Source organism: Shewanella sp. SP2S2-6 (assembly GCF_031931965.1).
Lineage (GTDB): Bacteria > Pseudomonadota > Gammaproteobacteria > Enterobacterales > Shewanellaceae > Shewanella > Shewanella baltica.
The window spans coordinates 72,452-89,488 of record NZ_JAUOEQ010000008.1 but is presented as its reverse complement, the minus strand read 5'-3'; the positions used below and the strand labels follow the sequence as shown (position 1 = coordinate 89,488).

General features: G+C 47.0%; 17 protein-coding genes. 10 read left to right on the top strand and 7 right to left on the bottom strand.

Annotated elements, in window-relative coordinates; genetic code table 11:
* Positions 1–16 precede the first annotated feature (16 nt).
* Complete coding sequence (locus Q4Q57_RS08430; RefSeq protein WP_006084902.1) at positions 17–580, top strand: chorismate--pyruvate lyase family protein; 564 nt, start codon at positions 17–19, stop codon at positions 578–580.
* A 94-nt stretch (positions 581–674) separates the two neighbouring features.
* On the opposite strand, the gene Q4Q57_RS08425 is transcribed toward Q4Q57_RS08430, so the two are convergent.
* Positions 675–3,278, bottom strand: coding sequence for an immune inhibitor A domain-containing protein (locus Q4Q57_RS08425; RefSeq protein WP_311890549.1), 2,604 nt, complete (start codon positions 3,276–3,278; stop codon positions 675–677).
* Positions 3,279–3,594: 316 nt separating this feature from the next.
* The gene (locus Q4Q57_RS08420) at positions 3,595–4,188 is read right to left on the bottom strand and encodes a YhgN family NAAT transporter (RefSeq protein ID WP_011848195.1); all 594 of its coding nucleotides are present in this window, start codon (positions 4,186–4,188) and stop codon (positions 3,595–3,597) included.
* A 219-nt stretch (positions 4,189–4,407) separates the two neighbouring features.
* On the opposite strand from Q4Q57_RS08420, the gene Q4Q57_RS08415 reads away from it, so the two are divergent.
* Together Q4Q57_RS08415 and Q4Q57_RS08410 are read left to right on the top strand one after the other, a co-directional pair.
* Positions 4,408–6,078 (top strand): metal transporter, encoded by a 1,671-nt coding sequence (locus Q4Q57_RS08415; RefSeq protein WP_311890585.1) that lies wholly within the window; start codon positions 4,408–4,410, stop codon positions 6,076–6,078.
* Between the two features lie 61 nt (positions 6,079–6,139).
* Positions 6,140–6,937, top strand: coding sequence for an NRDE family protein (locus Q4Q57_RS08410; protein ID WP_311890548.1), 798 nt, complete (start codon positions 6,140–6,142; stop codon positions 6,935–6,937).
* Between the two features lie 67 nt (positions 6,938–7,004).
* On the opposite strand, the gene Q4Q57_RS08405 is transcribed toward Q4Q57_RS08410, so the two are convergent.
* The gene (locus Q4Q57_RS08405) at positions 7,005–7,457 is read right to left on the bottom strand and encodes a nuclear transport factor 2 family protein (protein ID WP_311890547.1); all 453 of its coding nucleotides are present in this window, start codon (positions 7,455–7,457) and stop codon (positions 7,005–7,007) included.
* 129 nt (positions 7,458–7,586) lie between these two features.
* Here Q4Q57_RS08405 and Q4Q57_RS08400 point away from each other — a divergent pair, with 129 nt between their 5' ends.
* Together Q4Q57_RS08400 and Q4Q57_RS08395 are read left to right on the top strand one after the other, a co-directional pair.
* Complete coding sequence (locus Q4Q57_RS08400) at positions 7,587–8,150, top strand: lysophospholipid acyltransferase family protein (protein ID WP_311890546.1); 564 nt, start codon at positions 7,587–7,589, stop codon at positions 8,148–8,150.
* 27 nt (positions 8,151–8,177) lie between these two features.
* Positions 8,178–8,801 (top strand): LysE family translocator, encoded by a 624-nt coding sequence (locus Q4Q57_RS08395; RefSeq protein WP_259544538.1) that lies wholly within the window; start codon positions 8,178–8,180, stop codon positions 8,799–8,801.
* Here Q4Q57_RS08395 and Q4Q57_RS08390 read toward each other — a convergent pair.
* Positions 8,798–10,066, bottom strand: coding sequence for a mechanosensitive ion channel family protein (locus tag Q4Q57_RS08390; protein ID WP_106648587.1), 1,269 nt, complete (start codon positions 10,064–10,066; stop codon positions 8,798–8,800). The two genes, Q4Q57_RS08395 and Q4Q57_RS08390, sit on opposite strands and share 4 nt — an antisense overlap.
* A gap of 208 nt (positions 10,067–10,274) precedes the next feature.
* Between Q4Q57_RS08390 and Q4Q57_RS08385 the strand changes: the two genes are divergently transcribed.
* Positions 10,275–10,853, top strand: a complete 579-nt coding sequence (locus Q4Q57_RS08385; protein ID WP_311890545.1) for a TonB-dependent receptor — start codon at positions 10,275–10,277, stop codon at positions 10,851–10,853.
* Positions 10,854–10,888: 35 nt separating this feature from the next.
* On the opposite strand, the gene Q4Q57_RS08380 is transcribed toward Q4Q57_RS08385, so the two are convergent.
* Positions 10,889–11,281: a DUF1090 domain-containing protein gene (locus Q4Q57_RS08380; protein ID WP_311890544.1), complete on the bottom strand. Its 393-nt coding sequence runs from the start codon at positions 11,279–11,281 to the stop codon at positions 10,889–10,891.
* 232 nt (positions 11,282–11,513) lie between these two features.
* On the opposite strand from Q4Q57_RS08380, the gene Q4Q57_RS08375 reads away from it, so the two are divergent.
* Positions 11,514–12,140 carry a DUF3157 family protein gene (locus Q4Q57_RS08375; RefSeq protein ID WP_311890543.1) on the top strand — a complete coding sequence of 209 codons (627 nt, stop codon included), beginning with the start codon at positions 11,514–11,516 and terminating at the stop codon, positions 12,138–12,140.
* A gap of 92 nt (positions 12,141–12,232) precedes the next feature.
* Entirely contained in the window at positions 12,233–13,264 is a 1,032-nt protein-coding gene (locus tag Q4Q57_RS08370) for a DUF481 domain-containing protein (RefSeq protein ID WP_311890542.1), read from the top strand.
* 3 nt (positions 13,265–13,267) lie between these two features.
* Here the strand turns inward: Q4Q57_RS08370 and Q4Q57_RS08365 are convergent, their stop codons facing one another.
* Positions 13,268–13,699 carry a VOC family protein gene (locus Q4Q57_RS08365; RefSeq protein ID WP_311890541.1) on the bottom strand — a complete coding sequence of 144 codons (432 nt, stop codon included), beginning with the start codon at positions 13,697–13,699 and terminating at the stop codon, positions 13,268–13,270.
* Positions 13,700–13,717: 18 nt separating this feature from the next.
* Positions 13,718–14,356 (bottom strand): MliC family protein, encoded by a 639-nt coding sequence (locus Q4Q57_RS08360; protein ID WP_011982062.1) that lies wholly within the window; start codon positions 14,354–14,356, stop codon positions 13,718–13,720.
* 409 nt (positions 14,357–14,765) lie between these two features.
* Here Q4Q57_RS08360 and Q4Q57_RS08355 point away from each other — a divergent pair, with 409 nt between their 5' ends.
* Both Q4Q57_RS08355 and Q4Q57_RS08350 read left to right on the top strand, forming a co-directional pair.
* Entirely contained in the window at positions 14,766–15,401 is a 636-nt protein-coding gene (locus tag Q4Q57_RS08355) for a hypothetical protein (protein WP_311890540.1), read from the top strand.
* A 214-nt stretch (positions 15,402–15,615) separates the two neighbouring features.
* Positions 15,616–16,956, top strand: coding sequence for a M48 family metallopeptidase (locus Q4Q57_RS08350; protein ID WP_311890539.1), 1,341 nt, complete (start codon positions 15,616–15,618; stop codon positions 16,954–16,956).
* Positions 16,957–17,037 lie beyond the last annotated feature (81 nt).

The following is a 17,037-nucleotide window of genomic DNA, read 5'->3' as shown; positions in this document are numbered from 1 at the left end:
TTGTAACGAGTATTTAATGAATGTGACTAGCTTAAGCTTCCCCTATGGTGAATCTATTCAGTGGTTTTGTGCCGAAAGCGCCAACAAACTCCCCAAATCGCCCTTGAAAGAATGGTTACTTGCCACTGGCAGCCTAACTCAAAAACTCAAAACTTGCTGCACTCAATTTGAAGTCAAAGTCCTTGGCGAAGGACTGCATGCGCCCTTAGATGGCGAATATCCCCAGCAAGGCTCAGTATGGATCCGCGAAGTGTTACTTTGCCTCGACTCAATCCCTTGGGTATTTGCCAGAACCTTGATCCCCGAAAAGTTAATGGCCGAGCGCCAAGCCGATTTCCTTGGTCTGGGCACCCGCCCCTTAGGTGAACTGCTGTTTAGCCAAGATCATTTTATCCCAGGCAGAATTGAAGTCGCCAGTTTTGAGACCTGTAGCCGCCTCGCGCATTTAGCCGAAAGTTTAGATCAGAGTGTCGAACATGAACTCTGGGGACGCCGCCGCTATTTTCATCACGGTGAGCACGAAATGATCGTGAGTGAAATCTTTCTGCCTGCGGCCGAACAAGCTATCCGTCAGTTATGAATCCGAGCTTTAGCCAAAGCTGCACTAATGACTGATGACAAATAAAAATGCCTCTAAATTAGAGGCATTTTTGCTCTGCTATCACGCGATTAACTTAGCGAATATTTAACTGGCGACGCCAAGTCAATAAGCCAAGGAAAGCAAGGCTCAACCAACCTAGACTACCACCGCCAGAACTCTCATTCGCCGGCGGAGTCACAGGAGGTGTGACTGGCGGTGTAACTGGTGCAGTAACGGTCACTGTCAGACTACTAATATCTTTAGTATTTTGCGCATCAGTTACTGTAAGCGTCACAGTATAAGTGCCTGCGCTTGCGTAGGTATGGGTTGGCGAAGCCGCTGCACTTGTGGTGCCATCACCAAAATCCCAAGCGTAGGTTAATGCCCCCATACCACCATTAATATTACTGGTGAAGTTTACAACTAATTGATTGACCACATTAGTAAAACTGACTTTTAATGGCGCTACAGCATCAGAATTTGCATTTGCTAACCGAATAACCGCAGTGCTGTTATTGCTGGCTTGCGATAGTACCTGCATCGTCAAACCTAACTGCTGCAATACTATGCCTGACTGGGGTTGTAGCGGCGCGCTGTAATCAAAACTATCATCAAACAGGCTAACAGCATCGAGATTATTGTCACCTGCATAGAAAGTTTGTTTTACTGTGCTAAAGGCTGCATCGCGGATTTGTACCTCGGTAGAGCGAGTGCCAATCAAGTTTTGGTCAGCATCAATCACGCCAATCAAGCCATGGCCAGCATGCTCTGAAACGTTATTGTCTCTGTAACCCAAATTTTCTAACCAGACTAATACGCCAGGATCAAAGCTTTTTGCTTGCAAACCCGCATCGACACCGTTATGGCTACGCAATTGGATAATATAACGAGACTGGGATTTTGGATCAGGACGTGAGTCCTTAATCCGGCTATAACCATAGAATGTCACTTTATCCGCAACTTCAGCATTATCACTATAGAAATCAGTGGTATTTTGTTTAACGCTGATGTTATCGAGAGTGATCCCTGACCCTCCGGTATAGTCATCGGTGACATAATTGATCTCGACCGCAATCGTTTTCCCTGAATAGGCAGATAAATCATACTCTAACGTTACCCAAGCATCATTGCCTTCCGCCTGAGCAATCGCAGACGACTCGCCTGTAATGATATGGCGAGCGCTATTTACCCCATTGTTAAACTTAGTGTGATTACCCGCAATAGCCTCACCATCCACTTTCACTTGCATGTAGTCATAGTCACGCTCAATACTCCAACTGGCTTTCATACTCAGGATCAGTTTATCTGTCGTGACTGCGGGCAAAGTAACATTGAAATTCATGCTGTTATTCAGCATATCCCCTTGACCAGAATAATACTGATAACTGCCCTGATAAGGTGCTTTAAAGGGGATTGGCGTTGGAGGAAGTGGAATGGATATCTGGTTAACCGCCTGATGATTAACCGCCTCATTCAAGGTCACATCCATGCCAGATTTTGGAATACTATCTAAGCTGATTTCACGTTCATTCAACCACTTACCTTTATATCTTTCCTGTAGGTAAGAGCGCGCATAGGGACTAAAGCCACTCGGCTGGGCACCAGCGATAGCGCCAGCCCAACTTCCACCAGACATCAAAGACCATAACCCTACAGGCGAGCCGTCTTTATTATCATTTTCAGTGGTATCGTATTCATCTGGCAGACCTAAATCATGGCCAAACTCGTGGGTACACACGCCCGTGGCCGCATCGATAGGCTGAATGGTATAACCGAATACTTTTTTATCCGTACCAGGAAGCGCATAGCCATTGGTTGCTTGGTCGACAAAAAATCGATGCGACCAAATTGCACTCGCACCTAATTTTCCGCCGCCGACCTCTTCGCCTACGCTAGAGTGGAAAATCATCACATGGTCGATAATGCCATCGGGCTCGTTGTAATTACCGTTGTTGTTCAAATCATTTTGGTCTTCAACATCATAGCTAGCCAACTCTGCAGGAGACATATTCGCGACGGCCTGAGATACGGCTTCTTTTACCAATTGTTCGACCTGTGAATCACTACGAGTATCTGGATCATTAGCACCATAGTATTCGGCATTTTGTGAGGCGGTATACCAACCCTTTACATCCCCAGTAAAGGAGAAGGTTTGCCCTGAAACCGCTTGATAATATTGATAAGCCGAATCTAACGTCTGCCCCTGTGGACCATTAAAGCCAGTCGTCGAAAAGAGTAATGCCTTGTAGTGGGACGCAGGATAACTTGGGTAATACATGGCCGTATCGCCCGCACTTAAGCCATTGTTATCATGTTTTAAATCAGGGAAATCCACTAATACCGTGAGTACTTTAACGGTTTTTTTTACATCCGCATCAACCAGTAAACGCTGTGCAGGTGATCGCATCATTTGCGATGACTTAGCTCTTTGCAGACGCTGATGTTCAGCTTCAACTTCGATGCGCGGAGCCTTAGGTTGAGTCAAGGTGGCACGATGAATATACGCTTCTATCGCTTCCTGCTTTACGCTATCACTGGCATCGGCGGCCACTTCGCCACGTTTAATCAACCAATATAAAATTCGATCTTTATTAATCACACCCGCATCAGCAGGCGTATGATTCGGAGCCGCAATACTCGCGCCGCTAATCAATGCCAACATCAGTCCAAACGCTGTCACGCCTTTTGCACTTCGCATTTTTAACATCCTTACTGTAACAGCCAACGCCATTCTATTTATTAAGACTAGTGTCTCTTTGTATTAAGACAAATTTGCCTTTATGAGTCATCTACTCAGGGTTTATCTATCTCAAGATAGAGAGACAGAGTTTTTGACATTATCAGCACTGCGTTGAAGTAACAACTTGATACATTGCTTCGCTGGCACGATTTACACTTTTGTCAGCGTTTATTCAGCAAACCTCTATGCTGAGGGCATTCCAGCCAAATCCCTGCCATAAAAAAACCGCATTAATAGCGTTAATGCGGTTTCGATTTAAGCGAGCGAGATAAATTTAGCCGGCGGTTTTTAGATAATTTGAAATACCGTCGAGGAACATTTGTACTGAGATCATGACCAATACCATGCCCATCAAACGCTCAACCGCAGTGAGGCCTTTTTCACCCAGCACACGGGTGAAGAGTTTATAAAACATTAAGATCACTGCGCTTGCCCCCCAAGCAGACACTAATGCTATGGTCCAATCGCCCATGCGTGAGCTATCGGTATGCGCCAGTAGAATCAAAGCGGCAAGAATCGATGGACCTGCCATCAAGGGAATGGCCATAGGTACGATAAATGGCTCTTCTCCCGCGGCTAATCCAACGACACCACCGGGTTGAGGGAAAATCATTTTAATCGCGATAAGAAACAGAATAATCCCGCCTGCAATACTCACAGACTCAGAGCGAAGATTTAAGAAACTTAAGATAGCCTCACCCGCATAAAGGAAAGACAGCATGATCACTAAGGCGAAGAGTAACTCGCGGATCAATACCTTACGGCGTTTCTTAGGATCGATATGCCGTAGAATCGACGCAAAAATCGGCAAATTCCCCAGAGGGTCCATGATCAAAAACAACATTACCGCAGCAGAAAATATATCCATTTAACGTATCAACACCCAAGCCAACATAAGCCCATATTGTATAACCTTTTCTCGTCTTAGATCTGAAAATTTCTCCGCTAAATGGCTAAAGTGAATAAAATTCGCCCCCGAAAATCCCAGCGCAAAATGTCAGTTTGGTAAATTGCCAGCAAGTCACTGCTCACTTTGACTTACAGCTGGTATACTATGGCGTTTTTTCAGCAAATTTCCGTGGAATCCATGCTCTATCTTCTTGCTAGTTGTATCGCACTCTTAATTGGGCCACTGTTTTATCGCTACTTTTCATCGGGCAGCGGATTACAGAAGGGGCTCGATGGCTTTATATTCGTCTCATTAAGCGGATTAGTGTTGATCCACATCTTGCCAGAGCTGCTGCAGCATGGCGGTTTGTTAGCCGTTGTTTTTGTATTCCTAGGTATCTGGGGACCGACCGCCAGCGAACGCCTATTCCACCGTTATTCAGAAATCACCCATAATCTCACCTTGTCCCTAGGGATCGGTGGCTTGCTACTGCACACCATCACAGACGGTGGCGCTATGGTATTGGCGCAGCAAGATGGCAATTCGATTTTACTCGCACTCGGGGTCATTATGCATCGCCTCCCCGTCGGCCTTGCCATTTGGTGGTTACTCAAACCTCAAGTCGGCACCCGCTGGGCTAGCTTAGTGCTGGTCGCTATGATGCTGCTTACGGGTGTAGGTTACTTTGCAGGCGAGCAATTAATCACTCAGCTCAGTTTAGAAAATACCGTTTATTTACAAGCCTTTGTTACCGGTTCTATTTTGCATGTGGTGCTACATCAACCCCACGGCCAGCACGATACCGACAAGCAAGGCAAATACGAGTACCAAGCGGGTATCGGCAGTTTGCTCGGCATAGGCTTGCTCGTGATGCTGCTCTTGATGGATTCTGGCGGCCACGAACATGCCCACCATGATCACAGCACAGAACAATTAATGACTTGGCTACTGACACTCGCGCCCATATTACTGCTGAGCTATGGTGCGGCTGCGCTGCGCTTCAAGTTCGGTTTAACACCGCAGGATAGCAGCTTAGCCCGCCGCTGGTTTCAACGCTTAGCGGGGCCAGAAGCCTTAGTGATCACCGCCCTGTTACTCGGTCCTTGGATAGCGTTATTCCAGTTACTTGTGGTCTTTATTCTTAGCGCTTATTTAAGCCACGCTAACGTCACTATTACCGATCCACACACTAAATTACCTAGCAATGCCCTGCGTTTCGGCTTTGCACATTTAGTCGATCGCAGCGCACCGTGGATTTTACTCAGCCTAGTCCTAGTGAATTTAATCGGCCATCCTTCGGTGCCATTAAGCAATCCGCTGCTGCAGGTTATAGTGCTGTTACTCGTATTTTTACCTATGCGTTTCTGCAACTTAGGCGCAGCGGTGCTGGCTCTTGCACTGGCCTATAGTGGCTGGAGCCCTATCGCGATTATCATGCCGCTGATTGCCGCACCAGTGCTTAACATAGCGCAGCTTAAGTTAATGACATGGCCACAAAGGGCAATATTACTGAGTATTATTGCGCTGAGTTTAGTCGCTGCACTGCGTCTACCACTGTGGTTCTCGCTGTTCACTTTACCGGAAGTGGTGAACTTAATCGCGCTGCTGATCCTGTCGGGATTATTTGCCGCCAGCTTACTACGCTTAGGCCCACGTAAATTTTTACGCCGCTTAATGCTGAGCAAACCGGTAGCGAACTCGCATAGTCATTCACACGCGCATGGACATTCCCACGAACATGCACATAGCCATGAACCTAGCGCTTCGCACGCATCTGTTCAAAGCACGACTGAAATACCTAGTGCCCATGATCATTCCGATGAACATACACACGAAAAAGCAAAAGCGGATAAGCACTCGCACCACTAACACTGTTCATTTGTGAGCAGACAGGCTAAGTTAATCTACCTTTGGATTAATTTAGCCTGCTATGTGCATACTCTTTGTCGCCATTAATGCCCATCCTAAGTATCCCTTAATCATCTGTGCCAACCGTGATGAGTTTCACCATAGACCGACCGCACCAGCACACTTTTGGCCACCGGAAGAAAACATACTCGCAGGAAAAGATCTGCAGGCGGGCGGCACTTGGTTTGGGGTGAATAAGCAGGGACAAGTCGCCGCTGTGACGAATTTACGCGTACCGCAAAAGCCCCCAGAAGCCATGCGTAGTCGTGGTGAACTCATCACTATGACACTCAACTCTGGGTCGCTCGTGTGCCCAAATTGGCTCGTTGAGCACAGTGACAATTATCAACCATTCAATCTCATCTTCGGCCAAGGTACTGACTTATATTGTTTTAACAGCATCAATAAAGACACAGTTAAACTCGCCGATGGATTTCATGCCATTAGCAATGGCGCACTCGATGATATTTGGCCGAAAATGGCGAAGGGACAACAAGCGCTAGAAGCCGTGATCAATCAGTCAGACAACCTAGAAGTGCAAGCGCTGTTACAGCTGATGAAAGACGACTCTCAACCACAAGATAATGAATTGCCGAACACGGGAGTGGGGATAGAGTGGGAACGGCGCTTAGCCGCAATTTATATTCGTCACCCCGACTATGGTACGCGCTCCACCAGCATTCTACTTGAGGATACTGAGGGCGGCATGCATTTCACCGAAGTGAGATACGACGGTAAAGGTAGACAGCTCGGACAGCAGGATTTCCATTTAACCCTGCCCGCCGAGCCACCCGCTAAGCCAGACTGTTTACTATCGTAAAGCTCACCTTCTGTGCTGAGTTAAACGCGCACTTTAGTCAGCGCTGTTGTTCAATTAAAACTGCGACTTAGTCCGAACTGTGATCCATAGTGATCACCCAGCGGTCGTCAATTTTCTCAATCAACAGGGTAAACACGCCCGTTGGGGCATCTTTTATCCGCCGTAAATCCCAGCGCCCAACGACCATAGCGGCGTAATTGCTGAGCATTTTGATTTCTTTTATCGTGAACTTCAGCTCACCAAGCGCTTCTTTATTGGGGTAATTTTTCTTATAAGCGGCAAGGGTTTCCTCCCAGCCGTAACGAAACTTACCGTTAGAAACAAAACGCAATTGCTCACTCTTCCAGTAACCTTGCATATAAGCATCGAGATCGCCGCGATTCCAGGCGTCTTCTTGGCCTTTGAGCATCTGCGTAATTTCATCCGTCGGCACCGCACTCACATGGCAAGTCACTAAGAATAAAAGTGTCGCAAAAACACGCTGCCAGCTAGCCTTGTTTAATAGTCCATTTTTCAACATAGTATTGTTCCCCCACAATCAGGTTAAACTGTACTATAGCGAATTCAGCACAGACTATCTTGCTTAAGCCAATTTAAAATCTAAAAAAGCTGATGATATTATTAATTTTTCGACTCTGGGCACCGAACTATGTTTACACCACTTTGCCGTTGGCTACTTAAGCTTTCAGGCTGGCAGATAGAAGGCCAACTGCCCGACAGCGCTAAATACATCATCATAGTCGCGCCGCATACCAGTAACTGGGACTTCATCGTGGGTATCTTAGCCCGTGGGGCGCTTGGCACTCGAATTCACTTTCTCGGTAAACACCAACTCTTTATCCCGCCTTGGGGCTGGTTCTTCCGCGCGATTGGCGGCAACCCGGTGGATAGGCGCAAAAACAATAACTTAGTCGATGCTGCTGTGCAGCTGTTTGAGTCGAAAACCGATTATAAGCTAGCGTTGGCGCCCGAAGGCACCCGCAGCCCAGTAACACGCTGGAAATGCGGCTTCTACCATATAGCCTGCAAGGCTCACGTGCCTATCACTCCCGTTGGCTTAGACTTTAGCCGCCGCACTGTCGTTATCCGCACGCCACTGCAACCCAGTGGTGATATCGCGACCGACATGCACGAGATTTTGAGCTTCTATCGCACCATTAAAGGCCGTCATCCTAAGGTGATCCCTGATTTTGTGGCGAGTGCGAAACATTAATCTTTCCCCCTATTTAGAGCGGCACACATGCAACCCGAAACTTGGTTACTCTATCTCTTGGCCATTGTATTGATTGGGATCTCACCCGGCCCCATCGCTATGTTGTCTATGTCCCACGGGATCCATTTCGGCAAGATGCGCAGCATAGCCACAGGCCTTGGCAGTGTGAGTGCCGCTTTAGTCTTGATGATGGCGTCAGCGGCGGGATTAGGCGCCATTATCAGCACCTCAGAATACGGTTTTACCTTGCTAAAATGGTGTGGCGCAGCCTATTTAGTGTTTTTAGGCATCAAGTTGTTGTTGACTAAGAACCAAGTTCAACCCCTTGAGATCGGCCAATCAAAAGGCAAAGGCACGCCAAGACAACTTTATCAGCAGGCGTTTCTAGTGGGGATCAGTAATCCCAAGGATTTACTGTTTTTTGCCGCGCTGTTTCCGCAATTTATCGATCTTGCCGCGCCGCAATTACCGCAACTTATGATACTGGCAGCCACTTGGGCAATAGTGGATTTTAGCTTTGTGATGATTTACGCCAGCATGGCCAATGTGCTTGCGCCCAGCCTAAAGGCGAGCAACAAGCTGCATTGGTTTGACAGAAGCAGCGGCGGTGTCTTTCTTACCTTAGCCGCGATTCTGATCAGTCGAGACTAACCCTCGACCTTTACCGATTTCAAGCTGCGAATATCGTTACCCGTTGGCGCTTGGAAAGCCTGCAGACCAAACTCAGGCAATATTGCAAAAACATGGTCGAAGATATCCGCTTGTATCGCTTCATAAAATGCCCAGCGAGTATCGTTAGTGAAGATATAAATCTCGATCGGTAGACCCTCTGTGGTTGGTGCGAGCTGACGCACCATTAGGGTCATGTCCTTGTGCACTTTATCGTGACGCTGTAGGTATTCCTGCAGGTAAGCGCGGAAGGTGCCGACGTTAGTCAAATGGCGACCATTCACTTTCATATCAAGGTCAGAGACTCTGGCATTCGCCTCGCGGATTTCGTTGATTTTGGCAGGGAAATATTCTTTTAAGCAATTGATCTTACTGAGACGTTCGTGCTCTTCCTCGCTCAAAAACTTAATGCTGTTGATGTCGATATTAACAGCGCGTTTGATCCTACGCCCACCCGACTCAGACATACCACGCCAGTTGCGAAACGCATCCGACACTAAGGCATAGGCGGGGATCATAGTGATGGTTTTGTCCCAGTTGCGCACTTTTACTGTGGTCAGCGAAACCTCTTCTACCGCACCGTCGGCTCCGTATTTGTCCATCTGGATCCAGTCGCCCTTGCTCACCATACGGTTAGCCGCTAACTGAATGCCCGCCACGAAACCTAAGATAGTGTCGCGGAACACTAACATCACAAAACCCGTCGCCACACCTAAGCCGCTGAGGAAGTACACAGGCGACTGATCGGCCAAGATGGAGATAGATACGATAATACCGACAAAGAATAAGAACAGCTTAGTTAACTGCACAAAGCTTTTAACGGGTAAACGTCGGCTCACCAGATTGACATCTGAAATTTCATCGACCGCATCTAAACCCGCATAAATAGCGCGGATCATCAGCACCACCAGCCAAATACTCAGCAACCGGTCGATTAAATTACTTAAGATTTGATGTTCGGTTAAGGCGATGGGCACTAATAGATTGAGCACGATTGCAGGCACTAGCATGGCCAGCTTTTCGAGCACTTTGTAACGCATGAACACATCGTCCCAGGTGACTTTGGAGCGCAGGATCACCATGTTGACAGCGCGTATAACTACACGTCGAACAATGAGATAAGCGATACCCGCCAGCAGTAAGCAGGCAATGATCATTATGCTGGTTGATATGCCGTCCGAGGGTTGGCTATCAATCCCAAAGCCCGCTAACCATGCCGAAATTTCGAGCCTTATTTCCTGATCCACAATTCCACTCCAACCTAGGCGCTAGCGCAACAAACCCATACAAAGGTAACGGCCGAGTTGACCTCGGTTAATGCCACCCTAGAAAATACTCATGCTCAAACACAATAAATTTACAAATACTTATTTTAAAAGAGATTTTAGCATTTTGAATTGACCAAGCACAAAGGAAAATGAACAATATTTCCCCTATCTCTAAGGAAACCATTCTATGTGTCGTTATTCATCTAAGGTCGCTTGTCTTAGCTTTGGACTATTGAGCCTATACCAACCGCTTCAAGCGGCCGAATATAGCACTTCTAAGCCATTGGTGATGCCAGATAAATCAGAGAAAACCGCCAATGCGCCTTATATCGCCCTCATGCTAGATTACGTGCCCGCTGCAGACAATCTCTACGGTATTACACTCGCACCCTATCATTTCGATAATAATTACCAGCAATGGGGATATTACCTAGGCTATGCCCGCAGCCGTGAAACCGACATTATCGTACCAGAGCCCGCGCAGTCCTTCCGCCAAGAAAGCCTCTTTCGCTTAGGGTTAAGCTACAGCCTCACTGCCGACTTAAGCTTTTATGCGGGCGGCAGCGGCTATACCAGTACAGTGTCTTACACTAACAATATTTCACCCAGAATTGTCGATGGCAAACCTAGGTGGGATGAAGATAAAACCACCCGCTGGGGCGCAGAAGCTGGGCTTAGATACCGCATTACCGAACATTTCATCCTGAGCGCGGGCTACAACTCCAGCACAGAATCCACAGTTTTTAGCATAGGTTACGCGGGCTAAGCCTAATGCATATCCAAACGACTGAGCTAGGCGACTTATTGGGTTAGCTCGGCTCGCGCCTTAGCAAGCTCCAATTCCACTTCGGCGACCTTATTGCGTTTCTTGTTGATTTTATCCATAGAACGACCTTCTTCTATGGCTTTGGCCAACTCGTTTTGACGCTCGGTCAGTTTTTCTTCTAAGGCCGCAACTTTGGCGGCGCGCTCGGCATATAAACTGTCATCGTCACAATGGGTTGAGACTTCGTTATAGGCCTTTTCGAGCCCGTCGACTTTATGTTTATTACCTGCTGCTTTGGCTTGGGCAAGTTCGGCACTGATGGCCTCTAATTTCGCCGCGCAGCCGACTTTAGGGGCTTCATCGGCCCATGCCGCTGCGCTCAATACCAAGCCAATAACGACGCCATAAATTCCATGTTTAATCTGCATCTTAATCTCCTCTCGCTAAATTGATTGATAATGCCGCTATCTGACTGTGTCCTGTCACCGCGCTATCAATATAGTGCCACACTCAGTGAACTCAATCTGTATTCGAGTCAGTATCTTCCAGCTAAATCCACTTTATTCGTCAAAACACGACTTAGACAGTGACTAATATGCGGCAAATTGTTTATGTTAGGGCAGAATATTGACTCAGACGGATATCGGAGCCAGAAAATTAATGCAAACTTCATTACGCCTTAGCGCACTTAGCTCATTGTTATTGCTAACATCATCGGTTATGGCCGCCGACGTAGCTCAAATCACCCTAGAAAATGGCGCCCAAGTCAGACTCAAAGACGACTTTACCTGGGAATATGTGATCACAGAAACCAAAGCAGCGCCCAATGCCTTAGCAGCGACGGCAGTGAGCACCTCAAGCAATATTGCCAGCGTCCCAAGTGTTTCACTCGCCACTCAAACTGTGGCTGCGCCAGTCACCACCTTGACTGCCACCGCAATTGCCCAACCTGAGCTACTAGGCTCAACCGGTAAAGACGGCATCAAAGTCAGCTTTGCCGAAGGTCAATGGAAAGGCGATAAACTCGGACTCAGCTTCGATCTCGCCAGCACCAGCAATGAACACGTTACCTTAGTTGAAGTTGAAGCTAGCTTCTTCGCCGATAATGGTACTTTGCTCAAAACCGAAAAACTCGAAGTGTGGGAAGCCATTTTCCGCATGCCTGAAACCTATCTGCGTAAGGGCGAGCAGCGTAAAAGCAGCGTGATTTGGGTCGAAGGCATAGATAAAGCTCAATGGCAGAAGCAGTTAATTAACCTCAAAATCACCGAAATTAACTCCCGCTAATCCTTTGAGTAAAAGCAGGAATTGGACGTTGATGTCCAATTCCATCTCTTCCTCTTAACACTATTGCCTTACTCGCTGTGATATAGGCTAGAATGCCAACATATCCGACACCGTTTATGCTGAGCCAGTCGCTAATGCCAAATCGCTACCCTACGTTATCTATAGCCATGCTTCTGGTGGGCTTAAGTGGACAAAGCCTTGCTGATACCGTGTTACTCAGAAATGGCGATAGAATCACTGGCGAAATTAAAAACTTTGACGAAGAACACTTAATCATCAAACCCAATTATTCCCCTAAAATAACCATCGAACGTAGTGCAATTAAAAGCTTTGAAACCACCCAAAATCATTATTGGAGCATTAATCGCACCCTGCATGATGTGAGCATTCAATACTCCGACCTCGATGGGTTTGTGCTGGTAAATAATCGACAAACTCCTATTAGTGATCTGGTGTTTTCTGACCGAAAAAGTGACTCTGAGTGGCGCTATAGTGGCAGTGTTGAAGCCGCAATTGATGTCACCAGTAACACTAAAAATACCCAAAAACTTCATGCCAAAGGCGATATTACCGCCGAAACCTTACAATGGCGCCATAACCTCAAAACTGAGGTTCGCTATGAAACCGAAGAGAAAACCACTAAACGCAATACGCTTGAAGCTCACTACAGCCTTGACTACCTCATCAGCGAGCATTGGTTATTACGTCAAGAAGATTATTTTCAAGAAGATAGACTCGACTTCCCCGTTCGCAATTATTACGCCGCGCTCGGACCGGGTTATCGATTTTGGGGAATAGGACGAGATAAACTGGACTTTGTTGTCACTTACAACCACTTTTGGTTAGATAGTCAAATATTTACCTATCAACTCAATGCTTGGGCAACCACAATTAACTATAAACAGTATTGGTTTGATGGCGTGCTGGAGACCTATGCCGATCTCCAAATCGCTTTCCCTGACACGCCAACCATTGACTATATTTCAGACTCAATAATAGGGCTTAAGTATCTGCTTACACAAGAGATTTACCTCTCGTTTAAGTATGATATTAATGAAACTCAAACACCTTGGCACACTACTCGTGATATCAAGTACAACCTTGGACTAGGTATTAATTTCTAATCCTCACTCCTGATACGCTAACCTGTACGCCATAGGATGCCCATCATTCAATTGCAGTAAATCCCATAAATTACCGTAGAGATCTTTAAACACAGCGACTGTGCCGTAGTCTTGCTCTTGTGGCTCGCGCGCAAATTCGACGCCATCGGCGACCATACGGCGATAATCACGCCAAAAGTCATCGGTATTCAAGAATAAGAACACCCGCCCACCCGCCTGATTACCAATAAAATCGATCTGCTCTGGCTTAGAAGCCCGCGCTAACAAAATAGACGCGCCCTTAGAACCCGGCGGCGCAACGACGACCCAGCGCTTATCTTGCTCGGCTTGATAAGTGTCTTCGACTAATTCGAATTTTAATTTATTCACATAAAAATCAATCGCCTCATCGTAATCTCGTACGACCAAGGCGATATGCACAAGGGCTTGTTTCATGGCGACCTTCAATTAACGCTATTTGGTCACCAGTTTACACGTCATTTCTGGCGCTTCGAAGCCCCAAACCACTTTCGCTTCGCCTTGATGTTCCCAAAGACTTTCATTGCGGCCTTGATACTTAGCACCACTGCCGCTGGGTTGTACAAACATCAATGAAGTACTATCACCATGTTCAGCAATTAGAGTCGCGGGTTCGGTTTTAAAATAAGTCACCACGACTTCATTAGCAGGATTGCCGTTACAGGCATAAAACACTGGGCCGGTCATATCGACTAAACGGTACTGCGCCTGCAGTTCGGCAATACGGGTTTGATAGCTAGCTTCAATACACGCGTGTTTATCGTCGCTCTTCCAACACTCATTACGGCCTTTCACCCAACCACGCTGCATCGCTTTTAAAGTCGGTGGCTGTTCATTCTTTGCTTTTTCAAGCGCTTGGCTGTAAACCTCAGCTAAGTTATTATCGAGTTGGCTCAGTCCCGCATCCTTACAGACCATAGCTTCGATACTGCCCGCATCGACTTTTGTGCAGTCAAAGGACGGCACATCGGCCGCCATCGCTCCTGTACTTAACGAACTCACCATCACAACGGCGGCGCAATACCGAGTGAAGCCCAGCCGATTATTCAACATCTTATTGATTAATTTTGCCATCTCAATTCCTTTATTTTCTGTAGGTTACTTCAACGCTTGCCATAGCTAAGCCTATAGTGGCTTAACCTAACCTGACTCAAAGAGTCATGCCTTAAATTGCACTCAAAATAGTGTACAAATCGTGATTAAATTCACCTTTATCTCAACCTCACGAGCACTTCATTCTAGTGCTAACAATCGAACTCGGCGAAAGAAATACGTCGACTTAGCCACCCGTGTCCACCAGCCTGTTCGGACACATTGCCGGACACTCTAGCGCCATCTCGGCAGTGGTCGTCGGACACTTAAATAGCTATTAGATTGATAAGTAATATGAAATTTTTATGGCACAGATTCTGCTGTGGCAGGGTAGCAAGTTAACGCGCTCAGGCATAACCCGCCGATCCACACAGCCATACAAGGAAGCACTATGAATACGCACACTCAACTTATGAGCGGTCTGTTTATTCTCGCTCTGATCCCAACCGCCATTTGGGCGACTCAAACAAAGGGCCAAACAACGAGCAACAGTGCCGATGGAGGCATATCAGTCATCAGCCAATCAGTGCTCAGCCAAAGTCAGCCAGATTTCTCATGGATTTATGTTCAGCAAGATGGCGAAATGACTATTGGCGCTGGTCACAGTGACGATTGGGAGCAACTTGAACGCCAAGGCAATCCTTATCATGCCGATTATCTGTGGGTGAAAACCGCAGGAACGCCTTACGTGATCACAGATCCCGCCATAGTGGCGCAAATCAAAACCGCCATCATGCCTATGCAACAACAGGGAGAAAAAATGCAGGCAATAGGTGAACAGCTGCAGCAAAAAGGCGATGCGATCAACAGCCAAACTCAGCAACTTTTACTCAATGTTGCGACCGATAATGAAGATCCTCAGATACAGGCGGAGATCGACAGTCTGAGCACATCAATGGACAAGCTTGGTCAACAAATGGATGAGCTAAGCAAAGTTCATGAAAGCCTTTCCAATACCGCAGAGAAGCAAATTGTCAGCCTCGCTCAAGCAGCCATTAAAGCGGGCACGGCGATAAAGGCACCTTAACCGTCTTTGGAAAACAGCCAGCGCATTTGGCAACGAACAACAAGCAAAAAGCCGCAAGATCCTGAGACAAGCTGCCTACGTCAGTTGCGCGTAATGCTGATTCAACCGAATCACAGAACGGTTAATTTTGGCATTACGCGTGATAGTGGTTGAATTTTCGAGCGAAATTGACTATTTTCACGCCGCTTGTCACTTCACTAGGAAAAGGATCAACATGGAACAAGTTATTACCGCAACTGCAGGGAACGATAATCCGATTCAAATGACAGAAATTGTCTATTCGAAGGAAAAATCGCTATTCACTCTGTTAGCGATTATCTCTGGAATCGTTTGGGCAGCATTGATCATAGGCACTTTGGGCATGGCCCTGCTCTATGTGTTGATGTTTTTCATTATTTATCTCTTCAGCCACTCCGCTTTTATCAGCTACCTAAAAGGTACGGCTGTCGAAATCAATGCAGAGCAATTCCCTGAATTACATAAACAATATTTAGCATGCTGCGATCGTTTAGAAATGAAAGAGCCACCACGGGCTTACTTGTTGGCCGCCGATGGCATGCTCAACGCGCTGGCAACCCGCTTCCTCGGCCGTAACTATATAGTGCTATTTTCATCGATTGTGGATGCGCTTGAGTCCGATAAAGATGCACTTAACTTTTATATCGGCCACGAATTAGGCCATATTCGCCGCAATCATATTGGCAAGGCCCCCTTTTTAGTCTTCGCCACTTGGTTGCCTTTAGTGGGTGCGGCTTATTCTCGCGCCTGTGAATATACCTGCGATCTCCACGGGTTACGTTGCTGCAACAGCTTACGTTCTGCCACCAATGCCGTCGCCGTATTAGCCGCTGGCGTAGAGCAATGGAAACGTATGAATGTGGATCAATATATCCGCCAAGCTCGCGAATCGAGTGGTTTTTGGATGTCACTGCACGAGCTTAACGGCAGCTATCCTTGGCTGACTAAGCGTATGGCAAGAGTCGACGCCAAAGCACAGGGAACTGAATACACGCCGCCATCACGCAGTGCATGGGCATTTGTATTTAGCCTCTTTATGCCACGCATGGGCACAGCAGGCGGTGGACTCATTATTTTTGCTGCGATTATTGGGGTTGCCGCCGCAGTTGCGTTGCCAGCATACAAGCAATATCAAGAAAAGATGAGTGCAGCCAGCAGTTATACCGATCCAGTTATCATGGCGCCGCAAATGAACACAGGGCCTGCCACAGTCCCCGATGCCGCACTCGCCATTGAACATATTGACCAGTTGCATCAGTCATTAGCTCCGATAACGGAAGTACTAACACATTACTACCAAGGTAATAAAGCTTGGCCAACTGAGTTAGAAGTGCTCGGGTTTACCGACGAGCAGTTGTCGACCTTCAATCTCTATTCCGATGGCATAGTCGGATTTGTTGGAGGCGAAGCGCTCGGTGATTATCAAGGCTACGAAGTCTATCTATCACCACAAGTCGATGAGCAAAGCAATATCACTTGGGTATGCAGCAGTAGCGACATTCCCGACGAATATCTGCCGCTAGATTGCCAAGGCTAAGCCTGAGTTAACTCAATTAGACATCGACTGAAAGAAGCTTTTCCTGAGGAAGTTAATTGTATTTCCAAAGGAAATAGTAAA

What these genes read in the sequence shown, in the direction of transcription:
- Q4Q57_RS08410 (WP_311890548.1), top strand. Translation starts at nt 6,140, where the DNA reads ATGTGCATACTCTTTGTCGCCATTAATGCCCATCCTAAGTATCCCTTA.
- Q4Q57_RS08405 (WP_311890547.1), bottom strand. Translation starts at nt 7,457, where the DNA reads ATGTTGAAAAATGGACTATTAAACAAGGCTAGCTGGCAGCGTGTTTTT.
- Q4Q57_RS08360 (WP_011982062.1), bottom strand. Translation starts at nt 14,356, where the DNA reads ATGGCAAAATTAATCAATAAGATGTTGAATAATCGGCTGGGCTTCACT.
- Q4Q57_RS08425 (WP_311890549.1), bottom strand. Translation starts at nt 3,278, where the DNA reads ATGCGAAGTGCAAAAGGCGTGACAGCGTTTGGACTGATGTTGGCATTG.
- Q4Q57_RS08380 (WP_311890544.1), bottom strand. Translation starts at nt 11,281, where the DNA reads ATGCAGATTAAACATGGAATTTATGGCGTCGTTATTGGCTTGGTATTG.
- Q4Q57_RS08420 (WP_011848195.1), bottom strand. Translation starts at nt 4,188, where the DNA reads ATGGATATATTTTCTGCTGCGGTAATGTTGTTTTTGATCATGGACCCT.
- Q4Q57_RS08430 (WP_006084902.1), top strand. Translation starts at nt 17, where the DNA reads ATGAATGTGACTAGCTTAAGCTTCCCCTATGGTGAATCTATTCAGTGG.
- Q4Q57_RS08365 (WP_311890541.1), bottom strand. Translation starts at nt 13,699, where the DNA reads ATGAAACAAGCCCTTGTGCATATCGCCTTGGTCGTACGAGATTACGAT.
- Q4Q57_RS08395 (WP_259544538.1), top strand. Translation starts at nt 8,178, where the DNA reads ATGCAACCCGAAACTTGGTTACTCTATCTCTTGGCCATTGTATTGATT.
- Q4Q57_RS08355 (WP_311890540.1), top strand. Translation starts at nt 14,766, where the DNA reads ATGAATACGCACACTCAACTTATGAGCGGTCTGTTTATTCTCGCTCTG.
- Q4Q57_RS08375 (WP_311890543.1), top strand. Translation starts at nt 11,514, where the DNA reads ATGCAAACTTCATTACGCCTTAGCGCACTTAGCTCATTGTTATTGCTA.
- Q4Q57_RS08415 (WP_311890585.1), top strand. Translation starts at nt 4,408, where the DNA reads ATGCTCTATCTTCTTGCTAGTTGTATCGCACTCTTAATTGGGCCACTG.
- Q4Q57_RS08385 (WP_311890545.1), top strand. Translation starts at nt 10,275, where the DNA reads ATGTGTCGTTATTCATCTAAGGTCGCTTGTCTTAGCTTTGGACTATTG.
- Q4Q57_RS08400 (WP_311890546.1), top strand. Translation starts at nt 7,587, where the DNA reads ATGTTTACACCACTTTGCCGTTGGCTACTTAAGCTTTCAGGCTGGCAG.
- Q4Q57_RS08350 (WP_311890539.1), top strand. Translation starts at nt 15,616, where the DNA reads ATGGAACAAGTTATTACCGCAACTGCAGGGAACGATAATCCGATTCAA.
- Q4Q57_RS08370 (WP_311890542.1), top strand. Translation starts at nt 12,233, where the DNA reads ATGCCAACATATCCGACACCGTTTATGCTGAGCCAGTCGCTAATGCCA.